Consider the following 23,479-nt stretch of genomic DNA (forward strand, 5'->3'; position numbering starts at 1 on the left):
GCTGGTCGTGGATGGCGACCCGTTTGGAGGCGGCATCGACGCCGGTGGTTCCCTGCCCCTTGCCCGAGGATGTGGATGTGTTCTTTGCCATGCCCTTGCTCCCGCTGCTGGATTTGCGCGGGAACGTAACCCTCTCGGCCGGGCAAAGTTCCGCCCGGCCCTTTCGCTGCTGCCCGGCCGTCAGGCCCGACGTCGCCGGTTCAGGCCGGGATCAGCACCGCATCGCCGCTGTCCCAGCCGAGCGCCAGCGTCTGCGCCGGCCGGATATCCGGACCGCCGCTGCCTGCATTCGGAATTTTCGCGACCAGACTGGCATTGTCCCCGAACCGCACATGCACCCGCTTGTGATCGCCGAGATAGATCACCTCCTCCACCGTGCCCCCGAAGGAGTTGCGGCAGGCGGTTTCCCGGTCGATCCGCACCCGCTCGGGACGAAGCGAGACGACCACGCGCTGGTGTTCTGCAAGCGCAAGCGGGCTTTCCACCACCAGGCCATGGCCGCTGTCGGTGCGGATGGCATATTCCTGGCCGCTCCGACCGGTGACGGTGCCGGCAAGACGGTTGTTTTCGCCGATAAAGCCGGCGACGAAGGCGGTCGCGGGCCTCTCGTAGAGTTCCGCCGGCGGAGCGAGCTGTTCGATCTTGCCCGCATGGAACACCGCCACGCGATCCGACATGGTGAGCGCCTCGGACTGGTCATGGGTCACATAGACGACGGTGATGCCCAGCCGTTCGTGCAGGTGCTTGATTTCGAGCTGCAGATGTTCCCGCAAGTTCTTGTCGAGCGCGCCAAGCGGTTCGTCCATCAGCACCAGGTCCGGTTCGAAGACGATGGCGCGGGCCAGAGCGATGCGCTGCTGCTGGCCGCCGGAAAGCTGGGCGGGCTTGCGGTCGGCAAAGGCCTCCATCTTCACCACGTCGAGGATGCGGCGGACCCGCTCGGCGCGCTCGGCCTTGCCGAGCCGGCGGATCCGCAAGGGGTAGTCGAGATTTTCCCCCACCGTCATGTGGGGGAACAGCGCATAGTTCTGAAAGACCATGCCGATATTGCGCCGGTGCGGTGGCACGGCGTCGAGCGATCGGTCGGCAAGCCGGATTCGTCCGCCGCTCGGCGCTTCGAAGCCGGCCAGCATCATCAGGCTCGTGGTCTTTCCCGAGCCGGAAGGGCCGAGCAGGGTGACGAATTCGCCCTTGCTGATCGACAGGTTGAGATTGTCGACAATCAGGGTTCGCCCGTCATAGCTCTTGTCGACATTGATGAATTCCACATAGTTCGAAACGGCCATAGCGCTTCCCCTTTTCTTGTCGTGTCATGCGGCGGCGTGGACGGGAGGCCGGCGGGCGGCCCAGGGCCGGGCTTCCTCCAGCCGGCCCGCGAGGTTGAACAGCGTGCCCTCGTCGTTGAACCGTCCGGTAAACTGGGTGCCGACCGGCAGGCCGTCCGCGCTCCACCAGAGCGGCACGCTCATGGAAGGCAGGCCCGCCATGTTGGCGAAGGTGGTAAAGGCGAGGAAGGCGAAGAACCGGTCCATCACCGCTTCGCCGCCATGCAGCCCCGCATCGAAATGACCCAGCGCCGGCGGCGGCGAACCGAGCGTGGGCGTCAGCCAGAGATCATAATCGCCGAGGAAGCGGGCGATGGCGCGGCCGACCCCGTGGAACCAGTGAAGATCGACGAGATAATCCGCCGCCTTGACCGTCGATCCGATCTCGAAAAGATACTGGTTGAACGGTTCGGCCTCTGCGGCCAGCTTCGCCGCCTGTTCTCCGCGGCTGCGGGCGATGGCGGTGATCGCCCGGGTGGCGGTCATGGCCCAGAAGCGCTTGTAGAGCGTTCGGTAAAGATCGCCGTCGAGGGCGGGAGACGCCTCCACCACCTCATGGCCCAGCGCCTCGCAAAGCCTCGCCGTCTCTCGCGTGGCGGCAACGCAGGCGGGGTCGACAGCGGTGCCGAGCAGGGAATGGGTCGTTAAGGCGATGCGCAGCCGGCGCGGTCTGGCCGCAAGCGCCGCGCCATAGGGTTCCGGCGGCTCGGGGGCGGTATAGGGGTCGCCCGGCATGCCGCCGCGGGTGGCGTCGAGAAGAGCGGCGCTGTCACGCACGGACCGCGTGATCACGTGCTCGTTGACGATGCCGCCCGTGCTGTCGCCGAGATCCGGACCGAGCGTGATGCGTCCCCGGGAAGGTTTGAGGCCGAAGAGGCCGCAGCACGAGGCGGGGATGCGGATCGAACCGGCGCCATCGCCGCCATGGGCGGCGGGCACGATGCCGGCGGCCACGGCCGCACCGGCCCCGCCGCTGGATCCGCCGCTGGAGCGGGTTATATCCCAGGGATTGCGGGTGGGGCCGAAGAGGCGCGGCTCGGTGGTGCCGAGGGTTCCGAATTCGCAGAGATTGGTTTTCCCGAAGGTGCTGAGGCCGGCCGACCGGTAGCGGCGCATCAGCTCGCTGTCATGGTCGGGCACCATATCCCGCGTCAGGGCGGAAGCCCCGGTCGTCGGCACCCCGGCCATGTGGCAATAGAGGTCCTTGACGAGGAAGGGCGCCCCGGCAAAGCGGCTGTCACGCGAGGCGGAACGGGCCTCCCGCCGCGCCGCTTCATCCAGCCGAAGCACGATGGCATGGATGGCGGGATCGGTTCGGTCGGCCCGGCGAATGGCCGCATCGACAAGCTCTTCGGCCGTGATCTGGCCGGACTTGACCAGGGCCGCCTGCGCGATGAGATCGAGATCGGCAAGTTCGTCCATGGCGCACCTCACCGGCCAAGCTCGGTCTGGACATCGGCGAGCGCCCTCGCGATACCCTCCACCAGCCGGTCGATCTCCTCCGTGGTCATGATGAACGGGGGGCAGATCGAAATGACATCGCCCATGTTGCGGATCATGACGCCATGGGCCCGACAACGCCGCTCCACCGCCGCGCCCACCTTCAAAGCCGGATCGAAGGGCGCGCCGGTCTTCCGGTCCGCCACCAGCTCGATGCCGGCGAGAAAGCCCGCGCCGCGAATCTCGCCGACGAGGGGATGGGGCGCCACCGCGCCTTCCAGCGCTGCAAAGAGATGCCGGCCAAGCGCCGTGGCCCGGGCAGGCGCATCGATCGCCCGATACTCGCGCAGCACCTCGGCCGCCACGGCCGCCGTCACCGGATGGCCGGAATAGGTAAAGCCATGGCCGAAGACGCCGATGCGGTCCGCCTCGTCGGCAATTGTCTGGTAGAGGGCATCGCCGATCACGGCGGCGGCAATCGGCAGGTAGCCGGAGGAAAGACCCTTGGCGACCGACATCATGTCCGGCACGAAGCCGAAGGTCTCCGAGCCGAACCACCGACCGGTGCGGCCGAAGCCGGAAACCACTTCGTCACAGAGAAACAGGATATCGTGGCGCGTCAGAACTTCCCGAATGCGGGGGAAATAATCCTTCGGCGGCGCCACCACGCCTCCCGCGCCCATGACCGGTTCGGCAATCATGGCGGCAATCGTTTCGGCGCCTTCCCTCTCGATCAGCGCCTCGAGCTCTGCGACGAGCCGGTCGCAATAGCCGGCTTCGGTCTCTCCCGGCTGCCGGTTGCGATAGGCATGCGGCTTTTCCGTGTAAAGCACGTTGAGCCCCGGCAGGTTGAAGCTTTCATGCATGTGGGGCAGGCCCCCAAGCGCGGCGCCCATGACAGTGCTGCCGTGAAATGCGCCCTTGCGGCTGATGATCTTGCGCTTGGCCGGTTTGCCCCGCGCGACATTGTAGTACCAGGCGAGCTTCACCATCGTGTCATTGGCTTCGGAGCCGGAATTGACGAAGAAAACCCGGCTGCCGGGAATGGGAGAGAGCTCCGCCACCTGTTCGGCAAGATCGGCGCAGGGATCGTTCGAGCGGTGGTTGAAGGTGTGATAGGTCGCGAGCCGGCGCATCTGCGCGGCGGCCACATCCGCCATCCGGTCGTTCGAGAAGCCGAGCGAGGCGCACCAGAGACCGCCCATCCCCTCCAGATAGCGATTGCCGGCGGCATCGATGACCGTCGAGCCCTCGCCCGCCACGATCATCAGCGGACCCTCCGCCTCCAGCCGGCGGGGATTGGTCTGGGAATGGAAATGATGCGCCATGTCGCGCGCCCGGGGAGCGTTCAGCAAGATAATCCTCCAAAAAACCGTATTGCGAATTATAAGTTATAAGTTATCAGATGACCGCGCAAGCGCTTTCCTGTGTCTTGCGGCAAAATTGATGCTTCCGCTCGCCGGGCGAGGGCATCTATAAGATATAAGTGGTTGGCGATTTTCCGCGCATGCGCTAAGCCGGCAACCTCGAACCAGGAGAGAATGCGAATGAGCATCATGGAGATGCAGCCGGGTGAAGCCGGCAGCCTGTCTGCGCGGATCTACACGAAGGTGCGCGAGGGTCTGATCGTCGGCAATTTTGCGCCCGGCGAACGGCTGCTGATGCAGGATCTCGCCGAGCAGCTCGGCACCAGCGTCACGCCGGTGCGCGAGGCCTGCCTGAGGCTTGTCAGCGAACAGGCCCTGGAACTCCGATCCGGGCGCTTCGTCACCGTCCCGGACCTCGGCAAGGGGCGTTATGTGCAGATCAAGATGATCCGCACCGCGCTGGAGGGTCTTGCCGCAGAGCTGGCGGTGGACAATGTGGAAGACAGCGACATCGAGGCGCTGGCCAAGGTGCATGCCCGCTTCGTGGAAAGCGAGAAGACGGGCGATCTCGAGGCGGCGCGCATTGCCAACCGCGCCTTCCATTTCGGGGTCTATCGCCTGTCGAGAATGCCCATGCTGATCGGCCAGATCGAAAGCATGTGGGTGTCCATGGGCCCGATCCTGAACGTCTATTACCGGGAAATTCCGCATGAATATGTGGGCGCGCAGGAGCATGAAAGCCTGATGGCGGCGCTGCGGTCCCGCGATGGCAAGAAGGCCCGGCAGGCGATCGAGAACGACATCAACCGGGCCGCCACGAGTTTCCTCTCCTATTTCGACGAGCGCGGGCTCGCCTAAAGCACGCCCGGCCAGCACCGGTTCGCCGGGCGCGCTTCCGCCGTTTCAGCCCCGGGACGTATCAAGGCTGCGGGGGGTGCGCAGGCCGGCGGTTTCCCCGCCGTCCACCGTGACGACGGTGCCGTTCACATAGGTCGAGCGATCCGAAAGCAGCCAGGCGACCACATCCGCCACCTCCCAGGCATGGCCGAAGCGGCCCGCCGGAATACGCAGCTCCAGCTGCCGCTTGCGGTCCGCATCGGCAAGGATCCGGTCCATCATGCGCGTCTCGATCTGGCCGGGGCAGACGGCGTTGAAGCGTACCTCCTCGCCGAATTCCAGCGCCAGCGCCTGGGTCATGCCGATCACGGCGGCCTTGGAGGCGCAGTAGACCGCCAACCCCTCTTCCCCCGTCTTGCCGGCAATGCTGGCAATGTTGACCACGGAGCCGCGCCCCTGCCTCAGGCCTTCAAGCGCATGGCGGATGAACAGAAAGGCGCTGCGGGCATTGACGGCCAGCACCTCGTCCCAGTCCTGCTGGGTCGCGGAGGAAAAGGCGATGCGCTTCGACATGCCCGCATTGTTGACGAGGCCGGCAATCCGGCCGTTGCCCCGCTCCAGCGCACTTGCGACGACGCGCTCGATATCCTCCTGGCGGCCGACATCGCCGGCTTCGAAGGTGACGCCCGGCAGCCGTGCGGCCAGCTCTGCTCCGGCGGCCGCATCCCGGCCGGTGGCGACGACGGGATGTCCCATGGCGGCGAGCGTTTCGACGCAGGCCCGCCCGATGCCATGCGTCGCGCCTGTTACGATGATCATTGCGTGAACTCCAATTCAGAGAGCTTGAATGCGCCGTGCCGCCGCGCGGGCCTGGACAAGAGCCCCGCCGCCCATGAGGACGATGGAGACAAGAACCAGCAGCGTGGACATGGCGAGGATGGATGGATCGATATTGTCCCGCAACCCGTCGAACATCTGGCGCGGCAGCGTGCGCTGGCCCGGCCCGCTGATGAACAGGGCGACGACGACTTCATCGAAGGAAAAGACGAAGGCGAAGAGGGCGCCGGAAACCACGCCCGGCGCGATCAGCGGCAGGGTGACGGTGCGGAAGGCCTGGAAGGGCGAAGCGCCCAGACTGGCCGCCGCGCGCACCAGATTGCCGTCGAAATGCTTGAGCGTCGCCGTCACCGTGATCACCACGAAGGGAACGGCGAGCACCGCATGGGCGAGCATCAACCCCGCGAAGGAGGCGACGAGGCCCAGTTTCGCGAAGAAGAAATACATGCCGACGCCGCTGATCACCACCGGCACGATCATCGGGGAAATGACGACGGCGAGCAGCGCCGAGCGGGCGGGCAGGTGCCCGCGCGACAGGCCGAGCGCGGCCAGCGTGCCGAGCACGGTTGCGAGAACCGTGGCCCCCGCCCCCACGATCAGGCTGTTGCGGAGCGCAGCCATCCAGGGCTGCGGTTGCAGGATCTTCTCATACCATTGCAGGGAAAAGCCCGGCAGCGGATAGGACAGGAAGTTGGCCGAGCTGAACGAGATCGGGATGACCGCAAAGGTCGGCCCGATCAGGAAGAGCATGGCAAGGAGGCAAAAGCCGATCTGCAGATATCTGAAATGCCTGGGCATCTGTCACTCCATTCCCACGATGCGGCCGATGCCGACCAGTTTGCCGACCAGACCGTAGAGCGCCAGGATACAGCCGAGCAGGAGCGCCCCGAGCGCGGCCGACATGCCCCAGTTGATCGTGGTATTGGCATAGAAGGCCACGAAATAGCTCAGCATCTGGTCCGATGCGCCGCCAACCAGCGTCGGCGTGACATAATAGCCGGCCGCGATGATGAAAGTCAGCAGGCAGCCGGCGCCGACACCGGGAAGCGTCATGGGAAAATAGACCTTCAGGAAGGTGGTCAGCGGCCCTGCCCCCAGCGATGTGGACGCCCGGACATAGCTCGGCGAGATGCCTTTCATCACGCTGATCAGGGGCAACACCATGAAGGGGAGCAGGATATGGACCATGGCGATGTAAAGCCCGGTCCGGTTGAAGATCAGCTCCAGCGGCATGCTGGTCAGCCCCAGTCCCTGAAGCAGACGGTTCACGATCCCCTCCTTCTGCAGAATGACGATCCAGGCGCTGGTGCGGACGAGAAGCGAGGTCCAGAAGGGCAGCAGCACGCAGGCGAGCAGGACGGCCGAGAAGCGCCCCCCGATGGCCACGATCGCATTGGCGACCGGATAGGCGAGCACCACGCAGATCAGCGTGACGACGGCGCTGATGGTCATGGTCCTGACCAGGGTCGCCAGGAACAGCCGTTCTTCCGGCGGCGCCAGGCTGACGCCACCCCCGTCGCCGGGACGCAGGTCGACGGCGGAAAGCAGGTAGAACCCGGTCAGCGGACCGGCATTCCTCTGGATCACCCGCCAGGTGGCCGGTTCGTCCCAGCGGCCGTCGAGCGTCACGAGCGCCTGCCGGGCATTGTCGACGGGCACCTGCCGCAGGCTGCGAACGGTTTTGGCCAGCAGGCTGCGGAAACCGGTCAGCTCGTAATTGAGCCGGCGTCCCGCTTCGGCAAGCACGCTCGGCTCGGCCCCGGACTTGATGTCGGAGACCAGCGCCTCGAAAGCCCTTTCCGGCACGGGCGCCGTACCATCCCATGTGCGCAGCACCTCCAGCGTGCCCGGCAGGGCCTTGCGGACCTCCGGGTTGCTGACCGCATAGAAGAGCATGGTGGCAAGCGGCAGCACGAAGGCGAAGACGATGAAGGCGACGAGCGGCCCGACGAGACCCAGCGAAATGAGCGTCTGCCGCCGCCGGTCGGCCCGGTAACCCGCCTGGAGCGCGACACCGGATCGGGCTTCGCTGAGGCCAGCCCCGGAGGGCTGGCCTGCAACAAGGGTAGAACTCACTGCGCCCGCCATGTCGCGAACCTCGCTTCCAGCGCTTCCCCGTTATCGGCCCAGAATTCGGTGTTGAGAGCAACCGCCGATCCCATGTTCGCCTCCGTCGTCGGCAGGTTCTTCGCCAGCTCCGGCGGGATGGCCGCGATGGCCTTCCGGTTGGTCACCCCGTAGGCGATGTGGCGGGGGAAGACCGTCTGCGCCGGTTCCGAAGCGGCGAAGGCGATGAATTTCTCCGCCGCCTCCAGGTTCGGCGCTCCCTTGACGATGGCCCAGTAATCGATGCCGAAAACCTGGCCGCCCCAGAGGAGGGCGAAGGTGCGTCCCGCAGCATTGGCGGCGGCCACGCGACCGTTGAACGTGGCGGTGGCGACCACATCGCCCGCCGCCAGCCTTTCGAGCGATTCCGCCCCGGTGGTCCACCACAGGATGGAGGGCTTGATGGCGTCGAGCTTGGCGAAGGCCCGGTCCTGCCCTTCCTTCGTGGCCAGCACCGTATAGACATCCGCCGGCTTCACGCCATCGGCCAGAAGCGCAATCTCCAGGGTCATCTTGGCGGTCTGGCGAAAGCCCCGCTTGCCCGGCCATTTCTGGAGATTCCAGAGATCGGCCCAGCTCTGTGGTCCGTCCTGAAGCGTCGCGCGGTCATAGCTCGGCACCATCGACCAGACGAAGGCGCCGACGCCGCATTCATTGTAGGCTTCCGGGAGGTAATCCTCCCGGTTGCCGATTTTCGACCAGTCGAGCGTCTCGAAGAGCCCTTCCGCGCAGCCCGACAGAAGCGTGTTCTGCTCGACCTGCATGACATCCCAGGACACGCTGCCGCTGGCCACCATGGCGCGCACCTTGGCCATCTGTCCGGAATAGGAATCCTCGGTCAGCACCGTCCCGGACTGCCGGGCGAAGGGTTCGAAAAAGGCCTTCCGCTCGGCATCCTGCAGGACACCGCCGGCGCCGACGACGGTCAGTCTGGCGGGCTCCGCGGCAAGCGGCGTCGCCCCGGCCAGAGCGGCGAGCAGGAAAAGCCCGCCGACGATCCGATGATAGGTCATGTCTCCTCCCCTCCCGGCTTATTGGGCGACCCAGCGATTGAAGCGCTGCTGCAGTTCTTCCTCGTGATCGACCCAGAAGGGTGTGCTGAGGGCCAGCGCTCCGGTCAGGTTCTCCGGGGCGGTGGGCAGCTGCGGCGCAATATCCGGGGCGATGCTTTCCGTGGCCCGGGCATTGGTGACGCCGTAGACCATCTTCTCGGCAAAGGCCTTCTGGGTGTCGGGGCTCGTCATGAAGGTGACGAGATCGAAGGCGGCCTTGCGATCGGCTCCCTTGGGGATGGCCCAGAAATCCATGGCATAGAGCTGGTTAGCCCAGGACATCTTGAAATGCCGGCCCTGCTTGTTGGCGGCAATCACCCGGCCATTATAGGCGGATGTCATGGTGACCTCGCCGGACGCCAGCCATTCCATCGGCTGCGCACCCGCTTCCCACCACTGGATTTCGGGCTTGATCTGGTCGAGTTTGGCGAAAGCCCGGTCCTGCCCCTCCTTGGTGGCGAGGACCGTGTAGATATCCTCCGGCTTGACGCCATCCGCCAGAAGCGCGATTTCCAGCGTCATGCGCGCCTGCTTGCGCAGTCCGCGCTTGCCCGGCCATGTCTTCAGATCCCAGAAATCCGACCAGGAGCGGACGCCGGACACCTTGTCTCCGTCATAGGCGAGGATCTTCGACCAGACGAAGGCCCCCACCCCGCAATCCGATTTCGCAGGGGCGATGATATTCTCCGCATTCGGCATGGTTTTCCAGTCGAAGGGTTCGAGAAGGCCCTGGTCGCAGGCCAGGATCATCTCGTTCTCGTCCATCTGCACCACGTCCCAGGTGGTGGTGCCGGTCTCGACCATCGCCTTGATCTTGGCGATGCCGCCCGTGTAGGACTCCTCCACCAGAGGCGATCCGGAGGCCGCCTCATAGGGCTTGAAGAAGGCTTCGCGCATCGCATCCTGCGTGGCGCCTCCGAAGCCGACGACCGTGAGATCGCGGGCCAGCGTCGGCGAAGCCGCGGCCATTCCGGCGATGACGGCCATGATTGCAGCAATATGTTTCATGGGTTCCCCTTTTTGCTTTGCTGATCAGGTGAGGTTCAGGCCGCCGCCGAGCGGGCGAGATCGGCCATGACGGTATCGATGAGCTCCAGCGTGTCATCGAGGACGCGCTCGTCGTGGCTCAGCGAGAGGTAGAGCCGCTTCAGTTGCAGCGGCTGGAAGATGTGGTTGGCTGCGATCAGCGCCCGGCGGAAGCGCAGGTCGAGCGCATCGTCATTGGCGAGGAGATCGGCATAGTCGCGGAATTCGCCGTCGAAGAAATAGACGAGCCAGACCGATCCATAGCCGGCCGCCTGCGCCTTCAGCCCGCGTCTGCCGATGATCTCGTCAATGCCGGCGCGCAGCCGGTCGCCGAGGGCGAACAGCCGTTCGTAGGTGCCGGGCCGGGACAGTTCGCGCATCGTGGCCTTCACGGCCGCCATGGAAGAGGGCGTTCCATTGAAGGTGCCCCCCATGAAGACCGCGCCTTCCCCCGTTCGCCCCACCCGCTCCATGATGTCCCGCCGGCCGGCGACGATCCCGATCGGGTAGCCGCTGGTGGCCGCCTTGCCGAAGGTGGCGAGATCGGGCGTGACGCCGAGAATGGACTGGTAGCCGCCCAGCGCATGGCGGAAGCCGGTGATGACCTCGTCGAAAATCAGCACCACGCCATGGTCCGTGGCGATGCGGCGCAGGTCGCGCAGGAACCGGTCCCGCGCGATGACCGCGCCCATGTTGTGGGCGATCGGCTCGACGATGATGGCGGCAACCTCGCCCGGATGGGCGCGGATATGGTCCTCCACCGCGGTCGCATCATTATAGGGAAGGATTTTCGTATGGCGGGCCGCATCATACAGGATGCCGTCCGACATGGGATCGAAGGCATTCAGCATCTGGCGGCTCGACTGGCCGTTCATGGCGACATAATCGTGCCAGCCGTGATAGCCGCCCTGGAACTTGATGATCTGCTTGCGTCCGGTATGGGCGCGCGCGAGGCGCAGGGCATGATAGGTGGCTTCCGAACCGCTGCTGCAGAAGGCCACCTGGTCGGCGCAGGGAATGGCCTCGACCAGCATTTCCGCCACCTCGACCTCCAGCTCGAGCACGCCGGCCCCGACAAGATCCAGGGCTTCGCCCGTCTCGGCGATGGCCGCAGCGAGGGCGGGATGGCGATGGCCGAGGACATTGGCGCCGAAGGCGCAGTGGTAATCGGTGTAGCGGGCGCCATCGGCATCGTAGAGATAGGGCCCTTCCGCCCGGGCAAAGGCGACCGGCCGGCCCAGCCGCCGGCTGGGGCTGAGAAGTCCGCCGGGAATGACCGCCTCGGCCCGCCGCGTAATGGATTGATTGTTCGTGGTCACGGGGAAAATCTCCGCTAGAGGGTTTCGAGGACGACGGCGCGAATGCCGTCACCGTCCAGGCGGTAGTGCCGGTAAAGATGGGTCGGTGGGGCGATGAGGCTGTATTCGTCGCGGATGCCATGGCGAACCAGACGCGCGCCCTTGCCCTTTTCGGCCAGCACTTCGGCCACGGCCCCGCCGAGCCCGCCGATGACATTGTGTTCCTCGACGGTGAGGATGATCCGCGAGCGCGCGGAGGCCTCGATGATCGCCTCCTCGTCCAGCGGCTTGATCGAATGCATGTCGATGAGGCCCACGGAATGGCCGGCCGCATTGAGCTCCTGCATCGCCTTCAGCGCCCCGTGAACGGGATAGCCGGCCGCAATGATCGTCACGTCCCGGCCGATGCCATGCACGATGGCCTTGCCGAGCTCGAAACGGACGCCCTCGTGGTAGACGACGGGATCATGGCCGCGATGGATGCGGAAATAGATGGGCAGCGGGTAATCGACGGTGGCTTTCAGCGCCGCCTCCAGCGCCGGCCCATCCGCGGTCGAGACCACCGCAAGATTGGCAATGCTGCGCATGATGGCCATATCTTCGGTCGCGTGGTGCGAGGTGCCGTAGAAGCCGAGCGAAATGCCCGTGTGGTGGCCGATCAGACGCACCGGCTGACGGCAATAGGCCACGTCCATGCGGATCTGCTCGCAGCAGAGCAGCGCAAGGAAGGAGGCAAAGGTCGCCACATAGGGGATCACCCCCGTCGTCGCCAGCCCGGCCGCAGCCGACACCATGTTCTGCTCGGAGATGCCGAACTGGACGAAACGCTCCGGAAAACGGGCGGCGAAGGCGGCAAGGCCGTTCGAATATTGCAGGTCTGCCGTGCCGGCCATGACCGGGTAGCCCGCCTCGGCAAGGCCGATCAGCGCGTTGGAGAGCGTCGGCAGGGAAGGCGCGCGGCGGTTGATCTCGCGATACTGCCAGGAATCTGGGGAAAGGAGCTGGGTCATGCGGAAATCACCGTGTTGAGAATGGTTTCGCGGGCACGCGCTTCGTCTTCCGCGCCGAGATAGCCGAGATGCCAGCCGGGCTCGGTTTCCATGTAATCGATGCCCTTGCCCTTCACCGTCTCGGCAATGATGCAGCAGGGCCGGGTGCGGGTGCGGTCGTCGCGAACGGCGCGCAACAGACGCGTCAGCGCGTCGAGATCGTGGCCGTTGACGGTGTGGACCTCCCAGCCGAACGCCCGCCATTTTTCATCCAGCGGCTCGATGGCGAGCACGTCATCCACCTTGCCGTCGAGCTGGTAGCCGTTGCGGTCGACGATCGCGACGAGATTGGACAGGCCCTGGCTGGACGCGCATAGGGCGGCTTCCCACACCTGGCCCTCCTGCATCTCGCCATCGCCCAGCAGCACGAAGGCGCGGAAATCCCTTTTCTGGAACCGGGCGCCGAGCAGCATGCCGATGCCGTTGGACAGCGCATGGCCGATGGAGCCCGAGCTGAAATCCACCCCCGGAACCTTGGTCATGTCGGGATGATCGCCGAGCGGGCTGCCGAGCCGGGTGTAGGTTTCCAGCCATTCGGGATCGAAGAAGCCGAGATCGGCGAGGATCGGAAAGAGACCGACCGCCGCATGACCCTTGCCCATGAGGAAGCGGTCGCGGTCTGCCCAGCCGGGCTCACCCCTCCGGATCCGCATCACGTCGTAATAGAGCGCGGCAAAAATCTCCGCGCAGGAAAAGACCGATGTGTAGTGCCCGACCTTGGCGATGGAGATGAGCCGGATCGTCTCGAGACGAACGAAGCGGGCTCGCTCCCTAAGAAGCTCCAGCCGGTCTTCAGGCAAAGGTTCGGTGTTGCGCGCCATCCCCCGATGGCCGCTTGCGATGTCTAGCGATGGCAAAACTGTGCTCCCGTTCTTACCTAGAACTTATAACTTATAAGATATAGGAAGCGAGGAAAGGGCGCAACCGTTTTCTTCACGCCGATGAAACAGGCGATCCAGGGCCGGCGGCGCGGCAAGAGGGTGGCTTGGGTGCCTGGGGCTTAAGAGAAAAAGCGGCCGCCGCCGCCGAAGCGGTAGGGCCTTGAGGCCCGCCGGAAGGGCATCCGGATAACGGGGGCGGTGGAAAGCGCTGTCAGGCCCTCAGGCGGCCACGGTGGCGCGGACCTTGTCGCGATAGGCGCCGGGCCGGATGCCGAAGCGGCGATGAAAGGCCTGATAGAAGCGCGACACCGAGCCGAAGCCCGCGTCGAAGGCGATGCTGGTCACGGGAATATCCGTACAGGCGAGCAGCGACTGGGCGGTATCCAGCCGATGCTGGATGATCGACTGGTTGATGGTCAGCCCCAGCGCGCGACGAAACAGCGAGGTGGCATAGTTCGGGTGCAGGCCCACATGGGCGGCCACATCGGGCACGCCGATATCCTCCAGCGCATGCGTGCCGATGAAGCGCAGCATGCGTTCGACCGTTTCCAGCCGCGCCACCGTTTCCTTGAAGCCACGCGTATCCAGCGTGGCATCGCGGCGCAGGTCGCGCCAGTCCTCCCGCGCCATGCGGCGAATGCGGGCGGAAATTTCATGCCGGGCAATGTCCACCGCATCCGCATCGCCGGACACCAGATACTCCCGCCAGCGCAGGAAGGTTTCCTGTTCGGACCGGGTGTCGCGGGCGGGCTCCAGCATGCCGCCCCGCAGCACGGTCTCGCGGAAGGCCTGGATATTCGGCAGTTCCAGAAACAGCGAGACCGGGACGTAGAGGCAGACGAACAGCGTTTCCTCCGCGCAATCCACCACCTGATGCGGCACCATGCCCCAGAACAGGCAGAAGCGCCCCTCGCCCAGATCGATCCGGCGCTGGTCGAAGCGATAGGTCATGTTGCCCTTGAGGACGAAGTTGATTTCCACCTGGCTGTGCATGTGCGGCATGGGCATGCGCTTGACCCGCATGAGATTGCCCGCGCACAGGCTGTGTCCCGCATAGACGACCATGGGATAGGCCGCGCCCCGGTCCGGATCCACCGGAACGGCACCCAGCCAGTCGATTTCTCTCAGTTCCGCGGTGAGCATCTTTGAAAACAGGAATTCAAATTGGATATCGGTGTAGCAGGCTACACTTTCCCCTCCTAACGTCAATGGCGTGAAGCGGGACGATTGGGAGTTGTACCCGCGCTCCTGCCCGAGGGGCAGGCAATCCGGGAGGACCGACCATGCATGCCAAACCCATTCTGCGCGCGCTGATGATGACCGTTTGCGGGCTTGCCGCCCTGCCGGCTCTGGCGGGCGAACTGGTGATCAATGCCGACAAGACCGATCCGCCGTCGAAGAAGATGATGGAAGCCGTCATCGCCGATTTCGAGAAGGAATATCCGGCGATCAAGGTCAAGTGGAACAATTTCGACCATGAAGGCTACAAGTCGGCGATCCGCAACTTTCTGACCGCGAACCCGCCGGATATCTTCGCCTGGTATCCCGGCAACCGCATGATGCCCTTCGTCAAGGCGGGGCTTGTGGAGGACGTGACAGATGTCTGGGAAAAGAACGGTCTTGGCAAAACCCTGGCCTCGTCGGCCCGCTCGGTCGAAGCGGATGGCCGCAAGTGGGGCATGCCCTATTCCTACTATCCCTGGGCGATCTATTATCGCGCCGACATCTTCAAGGAAAAGGGCATCGAGCCGCCGAAGACCTGGGCCGAGCTGCTCGCCGCCTGCGAAAAGCTGAAAGCCGACGGCATCACGCCCTTCGCCATCGGCACCAAGGCGCTGTGGCCGACGGGCGGCTGGTTCGACTATCTCGACCTGCGCGTCAACGGCTACGAGTTCCACATGGATCTCACCGCCGGCAAGGTCGCCTACGACGATCCGAAGGTAAAGGCGGTCTTCGAGAAGTGGGCCGAACTGGTCAAGCCCGGCTACTTCCTGGAAAACCACGCCGCCATCGACTGGCAGGATGCGATCCCGCAATTCGTGCAGGGCAAGGCTGCCATGTATCTGATGGGCAATTTCGCGGTGCCGATGATGAAGGACGGCGGCCTGAAGCCGGAGCAGATCGGCTTTATCCCCTTCCCGGAAATCACGCCCGGCGTGCCGCGCGCGGAAGACGCGCCGACCGAGGCCTTCTTCGCCGCATCGGGCGGACAGAACAAGGAGGATGCGAAAACCTTCCTCGCCTATCTCGGCCGGCCGGATGTGCAGGCAAAGATGAATGGCTTCACCGGCCAGATCCCCGCGTCGAACAAGGCGCCGCTGCCTGACGACCCGCTGCTGAAGGCGGCGACCGAAACGCTTGCCGGCGCCTATGGCCTCGCCCAGTTCTATGATCGGGATGCCCCTGCAGACATGGCGAAAGCCGGCATGGAAGGTTTCCAGCAGTTCATGCAGTCGCCGGAGAAGCTGCCGGACATCCTCGCACGCCTGAACAAGGCACGGGCCCGCGCCTACAAGCCATGAGCCGATCCGGAACGGATCATCTCCCGCCCGGTTCCCCCGCCTCCTCGGGAACCGGGCGGTCGAGCCACCCCGACATCACCGGACATTCCCCATGACATCCACCCTGCGCCCGTCGCGCCGGGCAGGCCGCGGCCTGCCGGCACGGCTCACCCCGTTTTTCTTTCTCGCCCCGGCGCTTCTCATGCTGGCGGCGTGCGTGCTCTATCCCATCCTGTCCTCGCTGTGGCTCAGCTTTCACGACTGGGACGGCCTCGGGCCGAAGACCTATGTGGGCCTGGCCAATTACGTCGAGCTTCTGGATGATGAGGCCTTCTACACTGCCCTCAAGAACAATGTGCTGTGGCTCGTCTTCTTTCTCGCCGCGCCACCGATGGGCCTGTTGCTGGCACTCCTGCTCAACCAGACCGTCCCGGGAATCCGGATCTACAAGTCACTGTTCTTCTTTCCCTTCGTGATCAGCCAGATCGTGACGGGGATCATCTTCAGCTGGTTCTACGCGCCCGATTTCGGCCTTCTGTCGCGCCTGCTGCATGCCCTGACCGGCGAGGAGATCGCCATTCTTGCCGACGAGCGCTTCGCCACCTATGGCATCATCGTCGCCGGGCTCTGGCCGCAGATCGCCTATTGCATGATCCTCTACCTGACCGGTCTCAACAACATCAATCCGGAGCAGATCGAGGCCGGTCGCATGGATGGCGCTTCCGGTTTTTCCATGCTGCGCCATATCGTTCTGCCCCAGCTCGGGCCGGCGAGCTTCATGGCCGCGGTGGTGACGATCATCGGCGCCCTGCGTTCCTTCGATCTGGTTTCCGCCATGACCGGCGGGGGCCCCTACGGCTCGAGCCGGGTCCTGTCCTTCTACATGTATGAACAGGCGCTCTCCGAATATGGCTACCGCATGGGCTATGGGGCGGCGATCGCCGCCGTGCTCTTCGCCATCATGATGGTCTTCATCAGCCTGTTCATCCTGCGCATGCTGGCCAATGAGAGGGCACGCTGATGTTTCCCGCACCCATCGACAGGGCTCCCACCCCCTATCGCCTCGCCTATCGGCTTCTGCTGCCGGTCGCGCTCCTGATCTGGCTGCTGCCGCTCGGCGGCGTGCTGCTTACCTCTGTCCGCCCGCTCGGCGATCTGGCGGCGGGCAATTATTTCGGCTGGCCCTCCGGCCTGGTCCTTGGAGAAACCTATGGGGCGGTGATGACCGCCTCGCCCATCGGCCACTATCTGGTCAATTCCCTTCTCATCACCCTGCCCGCGGTGGCCGGAGCGCTGCTGCTCTCCTGCCTGGCCGGATTTGCCCTCGCCACCTATCGCTTCCGGGGCAATCTCGCGCTGTTCTTCCTGTTCGTGGCCAGCAATTTCGTTCCCTTCCAGATCCTGATGGTGCCGGTGCGCGACCTGAGCCTGCAGCTCGGCCTTTATGATTCCGTTCTCGGGCTGATCCTCTTCCATGCGGGCTTCCAGACCGGTTTCTGCACCCTGTTCATGCGCAATTTCATCCGGCAGCTGCCCTTCTCGCTGATCGAGGCGGCGCGGATCGAAGGCGTCGGCGAATGGCAGATCTTCCGCCATGTGGTTCTGCCTCTGGTCCGCCCCGCCATGGCGGCGCTGGCCGTGCTGGTCTTCACCTTCGTCTGGAACGATTATTTCTGGGCGACCGTGCTGGTCCAGGGCAGCCATGCCATGCCTGTTACCGCAGGCCTTTCGGCCCTCAAGGGCGAATGGGTGTCCGCCTGGAACCTGATCGCGGCGGGCGCGGTCGTCGCCGCCCTGCCGCCGGCGCTCCTCTTCTTTCTCATGCAGCGCCATTTCATCGCCGGGCTGACGCTCGGCGCCACCAAGGGATGAGCCGCCGATGGCGGGCGTCCCGACACCCAGAAACGCAGACAAGCGGAGCCGACAGCATGGGACAGGTTAGCCTCAAGGGCGCAAGAAAGGCATTTGGCGAGGTCACGGTCATCCCGCAACTCGATCTCGACATTCCGGACGGAACGTTCTGCGTCTTCGTCGGCCCGTCGGGCTGCGGAAAATCCACCCTGCTGCGGATGATCGCCGGCCTGGAGGACATGACCGCCGGCCATCTCCAGATCGGCGGCCGGGACATGACGGGGGTCGGACCGGCCGAGCGAGGCGTGGCCATGGTGTTCCAGTCCTATGCGCTCTATCCGCACATGACGGTGGCCGAGAATATCGGCTTCGGCCTGCGGATGACCGGCCATCCGAAGGAGGAGATCGCCGCGCGGGTGCGCAAGGCCGCCGCCATGCTGGAGCTCGAAAAGCTCCTGGAGCGGCGCCCCGCCGCCCTTTCCGGAGGCCAGCGGCAGCGGGTTGCCATCGGGCGCGCCATCGTGCGCGATCCGCAGGTCTTCCTGTTCGACGAGCCGCTGTCCAACCTGGATGCGGCGCTGCGCGTGCAGATGCGCAACGAGATCACCGGGCTCCACCGCACCATCGGCACGACAATGATCTACGTCACCCATGATCAGGTGGAAGCCATGACCATGGCGGACATGATCGTGGTGCTGAACGGCGGGCGGATCGAACAGGCGGGATCGCCGCTCGATCTCTATCACCGGCCCGCCAATCGCTTCGTTGCCGCCTTCCTGGGTTCGCCCTCGATGAATTTCCTCAAAGGAACCACCGGGTCCTCCGGTGGCAGCCTGACCGTCACGCTGTCCTGCGGGCCGCATCTCGACCGCGCGCTTCCGGGGATCGCCCCTTCCGAGGACGTATCCGTGGGAATCCGCCCGGAAGATGCCCGTCTCGGCAAGGGCGAAGGCCTCGCCTTGGAGGGTCTCGTCGACCATGCGGAATTTCTGGGTGCGGAAACCTTGCTGACGCTGCGCCTGTCCGACGGGGCGAGCTTCATCCTGCGCGGGGCAGGAACGGTGCGCGTCGGCCCCGGCGAAAGCGTTCCCTTCCATGTCCCGGCAACGGCCTGCCACGTTTTCAATGCGACTGGTGCCGCCCTCATTCACGGAGATCGGACCCCATGACGCTCGGCGTTTGCTACTATCCGGAACACTGGTCGGAAGACCGCTGGACCACCGATGCGAGGCGCATGGCGGATCTGGGCATCCGGTATGTGCGCATTGGCGAATTCGCCTGGTCGCGGCTCGAACCCGCCCGGGACCGTTTCGATTTCGACTGGCTGGACCGGGCCATGGACATCCTCCATGCGGCAGGCCTGCGGATCGTCCTCGGCACACCCACCGCCACGCCGCCCAAATGGCTGATGGACGACTATCCCGATATCGCCCCCATCGACGAGCAGGGGCGTCCGCGCGGCTTTGGCTCCCGCCGGCATTACAGTTTTTCCGCCCGCGACTGGTGGCGGGAATCCGCCCGCATCGTCGAGATCATCGCCCGCCGTTATGGCACCCATCCCGGACTTGCCGGCTGGCAGACCGACAATGAATATGGCTGCCACGGCACGACATTTTCTTACGGCCCGGAAGAGCTGTCCGCCTTTCGCGACTGGTTGCGCCGTCGCTATCAGTCGCCCGAACAGCTGAACGAGGCCTGGGGCTCGGTCTTCTGGTCCATGGAGCTGACCAGCTTCGATCAGGTATCCCTGCCGAACCTCACCGTCACCGAGGCCAATCCGGCGCAGCGGATGGATTACTGGCGTTTCCTTTCCGATCAGATCGCCGCCTATGACCGCATGCAGTGCGAAATCATTCGCGCCCATTCGCCCGACCGCTGGATCACCCATAATTTCATGGGCTTTACCAATGATTTCGACCACTGGAAGGTGGGCGACAATCTCGATCTTGCTTCCTGGGACAGCTATCCGATCGGCTTTGTCGAGAAATTCCCCTTCTCGGAGGACGAACGCAATCGCTGGGCGGAAACCTCCCATCCCGATATCGCCGCCTTCCATCACGATCTCTATCGCGGGGTCGGCAAGGGCCGCTTCTGGGTGATGGAACAGCAGCCGGGGCCCGTCAACTGGGCGCCCTGGAACCCCGTGCCGAAGCCCGGCATGGTGCGTCTCTGGACGCTGGAAGCGATCGCGCACGGCGCGGAGGTGGTGAGTTATTTCCGCTGGCGGCAGGCACCCTTCGCGCAGGAACAGATGCATGCGGGCCTCAACCTGCCGGGCCTCGACGAATTGTCGCCGGGCGGTCAGGAGGCGGCGGAAGCCGCACGGGACCTCAAGGCGCTCGGCCCGCTCGGCCCCAGCGGCAAGGCATCCGTGGCCATCCTCTATGATTACGAGAGCTGGTGGGCAACCCGCATCCAACCGCATGGCCGCGACTTCCGCTATGAGGAACTCGCATTCCGCTGGTACGAGGCCATCCGCAGGCTGGGACAGGATGTGGATTTCGTCCGGCCGGGCGAGACGCTTGAGGGTTACGCGCTGATTCTGGTTCCCTCGCTCGTGCATGTGGACGAGGCGAGCCTGCATGCGCTCGACACGGCGACCGGGGTCGTTCTCTATGGCCCGCGAACGGGCTCGCGCGACCGCCATTTCCGCATTCCGGACGGTCTTCCGCCCGGCCCGCTGGCCGGCCTGACGGGCGTGCGCTCGATCCAGAGCGCTTCGCTGAGGCCGGGACTGGAAAAATCCGTGCACGGCGAGGTGCAGGGTTCCGTGATCCGCTGGCGCGAGGATCTGGAATTGCAGGGGGCCACGGCCCTCGCTCATTTCGACGACGGCCGACCGGCGCTGACCGTCCGGGGCCGGCACCATGTGCTGCCGGGCTGGCCGGATGGGCAGCTGCTCGGCACGACGATCGCCCTGCTGGCGGCGAAGGCCGGTCTTTCCACCCTTGCCATTCCCGAACACATCCGCCTGCGACGCCGGGGCGACCTGACTTTCGCCTTCAACTACGGCAACCAGCCCTGGTCCATACCCGATCATGTCACGCCGCTGTCCGGCGGGGTGAGAGTGAAACCGCAATCCTCCGCCATCTGGAAGGACTGAGCCGGATCGGGAGACCGTGGCTACCTTTTTTCAGGAAAGGCCCTAGCCAAAGGCATGGGCGCTCGAGGGATCGACGAGGAGCTTCACGGCGGAGCCGGGGGCAAGCCCCGACAGGGAGGGATGGCCGAAGGGGAGACGGACGGCGATGGGATCGAGCCCCGCCGGCTCCACGAGAACCTGCGTGTTGTTGCCGAGGAAGGTCAGGTCGCGGACGGTTCCGGCGATCCCCTCTCCGTCGCTTTCCGCCCGGCGCAGATCGATCCGCTCGGGTCTCAGCATCAGCGCAGCCCGTGTGCCCGGCTTGCCGTGAAAGGGCACACCGTCGAGCGCGATCCCGCCCGGCAGATGCAGGCGGGCCAGACGGTCCCCCACCGAGGAGACCTCCACATCGATGAAGTTGCTGTCGCCGATGAAGCCGGCGACGAACCGGGTCGCGGGGTTGGCGTAAAGCGCCTCCCCGGTTCCGATCTGGTCGATCGCCCCCTGGCTGAAGACGGCAATGCGATCGGAGAGACGCAGGGCCTCTTCCTGATCATGCGTGACATAGAGGATGGTCACGCCGGTTTCCTGATGGATGCGCCGGATCTCGAACTGGATTTCCTCGCGCAGCTTCTTGTCGAGCGCGGAGAGCGGTTCGTCCATCAGCAGCACCGGCGGCTGGTAGACGAGGGCGCGGGCCAGCGCAACCCGCTGCTGCTGGCCGCCGGACATCAGTGCCGGCTTGCGATCCTCGAAGCCTTCGAGGCGCACAAGGCGCAGGGCCTCCCTGACGCGGCGTTCGATGTCCGCCTTCGGCAGCCGGCGGATCCGCAGCGGAAAGGCGACATTCTCCCCCACCGTCAGATGGGGAAACAGCGTGTAGCGCTGAAAGACCATGCCGATATTGCGCTTGTGGGAGGGCGTGGCCAGCATGGTCTCGCCCTTCAGCAGGATGTCCCCCGCGGTCGGATCCTGAAAGCCGGCGAGAATGTAGAGTGTCGTCGACTTGCCGGAGCCCGAAGGGCCGAGGAAGGTCATGAACTCGCCTTCGCGGATGGAGATGGAGACGTCGTGCACCGCCGTGACGGCGCCGTAATCCTTGCGAAGGCCGCGGATTTCGAGAAAGGGTGTGGTCATGTCTTGCGTCCCTTGCGGACTAGCGCCGCCAGAACCATCAGGCAGATGGTGAAGAGGATCAGGAGCGTGGATGCGGCGGCAATGACCGGCGTGAGGTCCTGGCGGAGCGTCGCCCAGATCTTGACCGGCAGTGTCTGGAGCGTCGGACTGGCCATGAAGATCGCCAGCACCACCTCATCCCACGAGGCGAGAAAGGAAAACACGGCGGCCGCGAAAAGCCCGTGGCTGATGGCGGGCAGCGTGACGCGCAGCCTTGCCTCCCAGGGGCTTGCCCCGCACAGAACGGCCGCATCCTCGATGGACTTGTCGAAGCCTTCGAGAGCGTTGCCGATGGCGATGATGGAAAAGGGCAGCGCGATCAGGAGATGGGCGATGATGAAGCCGACCATGGTTCCCGCAAGCCCGATCTTCAGGAAGAAGGCGTAGAGCGCCACCGCGAGCACCACGACCGGCAGGATCATCGGCGTGAGGAAGAGCGCCCGGAGCGCTTCCCGGCCGAAGAAGCGCGACCGGTTGAGGCCGAGCGCCGCCAGAAAACCCAGCGCCACGGAAAGGACGGTCACGATGACGGCGATCTTCAGGCTCGTGAAGGCCGATTGCAGCCAGCGGGGATCGGCAAGAAGATCGCCGTACCAGCGCAGCGTCCAGCCGGGCGGCGGAAAGATGAGCCATTGCGAGGAGCCGAAGGACAGCGCCGCGATGAAGATAATCGGCAGGATGAGGAAGAGCGAGACGAGGACCGTCACGCCGACCAGCAGGATTTTCCAGGGGCCGAGCTTTTCGAAATCGAGCAGCATGGGCGGTCCTCCTCAGGCCGTGCGGCCGGCAGCGCCGAAGAAGCGCAGCTGGATGCCGTAAAGAACGAGGGTTACCACCAGCAGGACGAACGCCGCCGCGCCGCCCATGCCCCAGTTGACCAGCGACTGGACGAACTGGGCCACCATCTCGGCCAGCATCATGTTGGCGGTGCCACCGAGCAGCGCCGGCGTGACGTAATAGCCGAGTGCCATGACGAACACCATCAGCGCGCCCGCGGCGATCCCCGGAAGGGAAAGCGGAAGCAGCACGCGCGCAAAACACTGCCAGCTGTTTGCGCCGCACAGGGCGGCCGCCCGCAGCACCTGCGGATCGATCGATTTCAGCACCCCGACCAGCGGCAGGATCACGAAAGGCAGCATGATATAGGTCATGCCGATGGTGACGCCGACGAGATTGTTCACCAGCGCCAGCGGCTGGTCGATGAGGCCGAGCCCCATCAGGGTCTTGTTGATCACGCCCGTGCGCTGCAGCAGCACCATCCAGGCATAGGTGCGCGCGAGAAGGTTGGTCCACATCGAGAGTATGATGATCGCGAAGACCAGCTTCGCCCAGCGATCGGGCATCACGGCAAGCGCCCAGGCAACCGGATAGCCGATCACCACGGATAGCAAGGTGACCACCCCGGCCACGAGGAACGTGTTCATGAAAATGCGCAGATAGGTGGAGGTGCCCAGAAGTTCGGCATAGTTCTGCAGTCCGGGCGTCGGCTCCAGCACGCTTCTGAGCAGCAGGGACGCGACGGGGACGAGGAAGAACAGCACGACGAGAACGACCGCCGGAGCCAGCCAGAAACCCGCGGCTTCCCGCCGGCCCGCTGCCCTCCTCACCCCGGATTGATTGCTGATGGCCATTGCGCCCTATCCTTTTGTGG

The 23,479-nt window shown here is 65.0% G+C and carries 21 protein-coding genes; 6 read left to right on the forward strand and 15 right to left on the reverse strand.

The genetic code is table 11. The annotated features are described in order from the left end of the window. Nucleotides 1–200: 200 nt before the first annotated feature. The 3 genes from ACT54B_RS20150 to ACT54B_RS20160 are packed head-to-tail and all read right to left on the reverse strand — an operon-like array spanning nucleotide 201 to nucleotide 4,120. Nucleotides 201–1,286 carry an ABC transporter ATP-binding protein gene (locus ACT54B_RS20150; protein WP_476047575.1) on the reverse strand — a complete coding sequence of 362 codons (1,086 nt, stop codon included), beginning with the start codon at nucleotides 1,284–1,286 and terminating at the stop codon, nucleotides 201–203. 24 nt (nucleotides 1,287–1,310) lie between these two features. Beyond that, nucleotides 1,311–2,747, reverse strand: coding sequence for an amidase (locus ACT54B_RS20155; protein WP_476047577.1), 1,437 nt, complete (start codon nucleotides 2,745–2,747; stop codon nucleotides 1,311–1,313). An 8-nt stretch (nucleotides 2,748–2,755) separates the two neighbouring features. Continuing rightward, the gene (locus ACT54B_RS20160) at nucleotides 2,756–4,120 is read right to left on the reverse strand and encodes an aminotransferase (protein ID WP_476047578.1); all 1,365 of its coding nucleotides are present in this window, start codon (nucleotides 4,118–4,120) and stop codon (nucleotides 2,756–2,758) included. Between the two features lie 192 nt (nucleotides 4,121–4,312). Here ACT54B_RS20160 and ACT54B_RS20165 point away from each other — a divergent pair, with 192 nt between their 5' ends. Next, a complete protein-coding gene (locus ACT54B_RS20165) occupies nucleotides 4,313–4,990 on the forward strand; it encodes a GntR family transcriptional regulator (protein ID WP_476047579.1) in 678 nt (225 codons plus the stop codon). 45 nt (nucleotides 4,991–5,035) lie between these two features. Here ACT54B_RS20165 and ACT54B_RS20170 read toward each other — a convergent pair whose 3' ends face one another. The 9 genes from ACT54B_RS20170 to ACT54B_RS20210 all read right to left on the reverse strand — a co-directional run bounded on the left by ACT54B_RS20170 (nucleotide 5,036) and on the right by ACT54B_RS20210 (nucleotide 14,361). Continuing rightward, nucleotides 5,036–5,788 carry an SDR family NAD(P)-dependent oxidoreductase gene (locus tag ACT54B_RS20170; RefSeq protein ID WP_476047580.1) on the reverse strand — a complete coding sequence of 251 codons (753 nt, stop codon included), beginning with the start codon at nucleotides 5,786–5,788 and terminating at the stop codon, nucleotides 5,036–5,038. A 15-nt stretch (nucleotides 5,789–5,803) separates the two neighbouring features. Continuing rightward, the gene (locus ACT54B_RS20175) at nucleotides 5,804–6,604 is read right to left on the reverse strand and encodes an ABC transporter permease (RefSeq protein ID WP_476047582.1); all 801 of its coding nucleotides are present in this window, start codon (nucleotides 6,602–6,604) and stop codon (nucleotides 5,804–5,806) included. Nucleotides 6,605–6,607: 3 nt separating this feature from the next. Further along, nucleotides 6,608–7,894, reverse strand: a complete 1,287-nt coding sequence (locus ACT54B_RS20180) for an ABC transporter permease (RefSeq protein WP_476047584.1) — start codon at nucleotides 7,892–7,894, stop codon at nucleotides 6,608–6,610. After that, a complete protein-coding gene (locus ACT54B_RS20185) occupies nucleotides 7,879–8,925 on the reverse strand; it encodes an ABC transporter substrate-binding protein (RefSeq protein WP_476047586.1) in 1,047 nt (348 codons plus the stop codon). The genes ACT54B_RS20180 and ACT54B_RS20185 overlap by 16 nt, the downstream gene beginning before the upstream one ends. Before the next feature lie 18 nt (nucleotides 8,926–8,943). Continuing rightward, nucleotides 8,944–9,972: an ABC transporter substrate-binding protein gene (locus ACT54B_RS20190; RefSeq protein ID WP_476047588.1), complete on the reverse strand. Its 1,029-nt coding sequence runs from the start codon at nucleotides 9,970–9,972 to the stop codon at nucleotides 8,944–8,946. A gap of 35 nt (nucleotides 9,973–10,007) precedes the next feature. Continuing rightward, the gene (locus ACT54B_RS20195) at nucleotides 10,008–11,309 is read right to left on the reverse strand and encodes an aspartate aminotransferase family protein (RefSeq protein ID WP_476047590.1); all 1,302 of its coding nucleotides are present in this window, start codon (nucleotides 11,307–11,309) and stop codon (nucleotides 10,008–10,010) included. A gap of 14 nt (nucleotides 11,310–11,323) precedes the next feature. Continuing rightward, nucleotides 11,324–12,298, reverse strand: a complete 975-nt coding sequence (locus tag ACT54B_RS20200; protein WP_476047591.1) for a transketolase family protein — start codon at nucleotides 12,296–12,298, stop codon at nucleotides 11,324–11,326. After that, nucleotides 12,295–13,158 carry a transketolase gene (locus ACT54B_RS20205; RefSeq protein ID WP_476047749.1) on the reverse strand — a complete coding sequence of 288 codons (864 nt, stop codon included), beginning with the start codon at nucleotides 13,156–13,158 and terminating at the stop codon, nucleotides 12,295–12,297. The genes ACT54B_RS20200 and ACT54B_RS20205 overlap by 4 nt, the downstream gene beginning before the upstream one ends. Nucleotides 13,159–13,437: 279 nt before the next feature. Continuing rightward, entirely contained in the window at nucleotides 13,438–14,361 is a 924-nt protein-coding gene (locus tag ACT54B_RS20210) for a helix-turn-helix domain-containing protein (protein WP_476047593.1), read from the reverse strand. A gap of 170 nt (nucleotides 14,362–14,531) precedes the next feature. Between ACT54B_RS20210 and ACT54B_RS20215 the strand changes: the two genes are divergently transcribed. From ACT54B_RS20215 to ACT54B_RS20235, 5 genes are all read left to right on the forward strand, one after another. Continuing rightward, nucleotides 14,532–15,740 carry an ABC transporter substrate-binding protein gene (locus ACT54B_RS20215; RefSeq protein ID WP_476047750.1) on the forward strand — a complete coding sequence of 403 codons (1,209 nt, stop codon included), beginning with the start codon at nucleotides 14,532–14,534 and terminating at the stop codon, nucleotides 15,738–15,740. A 91-nt stretch (nucleotides 15,741–15,831) separates the two neighbouring features. Then, on the forward strand, nucleotides 15,832–16,740 hold the full coding sequence (locus tag ACT54B_RS20220; protein WP_476047595.1) for a carbohydrate ABC transporter permease: 909 nt from the start codon (nucleotides 15,832–15,834) through the stop codon (nucleotides 16,738–16,740). Further along, entirely contained in the window at nucleotides 16,740–17,591 is an 852-nt protein-coding gene (locus tag ACT54B_RS20225; protein WP_476047596.1) for a carbohydrate ABC transporter permease, read from the forward strand. The genes ACT54B_RS20220 and ACT54B_RS20225 overlap by 1 nt, the downstream gene beginning before the upstream one ends. A 56-nt stretch (nucleotides 17,592–17,647) precedes the next feature. Next, on the forward strand, nucleotides 17,648–18,739 hold the full coding sequence (locus ACT54B_RS20230) for an ABC transporter ATP-binding protein (protein WP_476047598.1): 1,092 nt from the start codon (nucleotides 17,648–17,650) through the stop codon (nucleotides 18,737–18,739). Next, nucleotides 18,736–20,673, forward strand: a complete 1,938-nt coding sequence (locus ACT54B_RS20235) for a beta-galactosidase (protein ID WP_476047600.1) — start codon at nucleotides 18,736–18,738, stop codon at nucleotides 20,671–20,673. Before ACT54B_RS20230 ends, ACT54B_RS20235 begins: the two co-directional genes overlap by 4 nt. Before the next feature lie 42 nt (nucleotides 20,674–20,715). On the opposite strand, the gene ACT54B_RS20240 is transcribed toward ACT54B_RS20235, so the two are convergent. From ACT54B_RS20240 to ACT54B_RS20250, 3 genes are read right to left on the reverse strand one after another with little or no spacing between them, the layout of a single operon-like run. Then, nucleotides 20,716–21,789: an ABC transporter ATP-binding protein gene (locus ACT54B_RS20240; RefSeq protein WP_476047601.1), complete on the reverse strand. Its 1,074-nt coding sequence runs from the start codon at nucleotides 21,787–21,789 to the stop codon at nucleotides 20,716–20,718. Then, nucleotides 21,786–22,586 carry an ABC transporter permease gene (locus tag ACT54B_RS20245; protein WP_476047603.1) on the reverse strand — a complete coding sequence of 267 codons (801 nt, stop codon included), beginning with the start codon at nucleotides 22,584–22,586 and terminating at the stop codon, nucleotides 21,786–21,788. The genes ACT54B_RS20240 and ACT54B_RS20245 overlap by 4 nt, the downstream gene beginning before the upstream one ends. Nucleotides 22,587–22,598: 12 nt before the next feature. Then, complete coding sequence (locus ACT54B_RS20250) at nucleotides 22,599–23,459, reverse strand: ABC transporter permease (RefSeq protein ID WP_476047605.1); 861 nt, start codon at nucleotides 23,457–23,459, stop codon at nucleotides 22,599–22,601. Between the last annotated feature and the right edge of the window lie 20 nt (nucleotides 23,460–23,479).

The organism is Gellertiella sp. DMC107 (genome assembly GCF_056313605.1).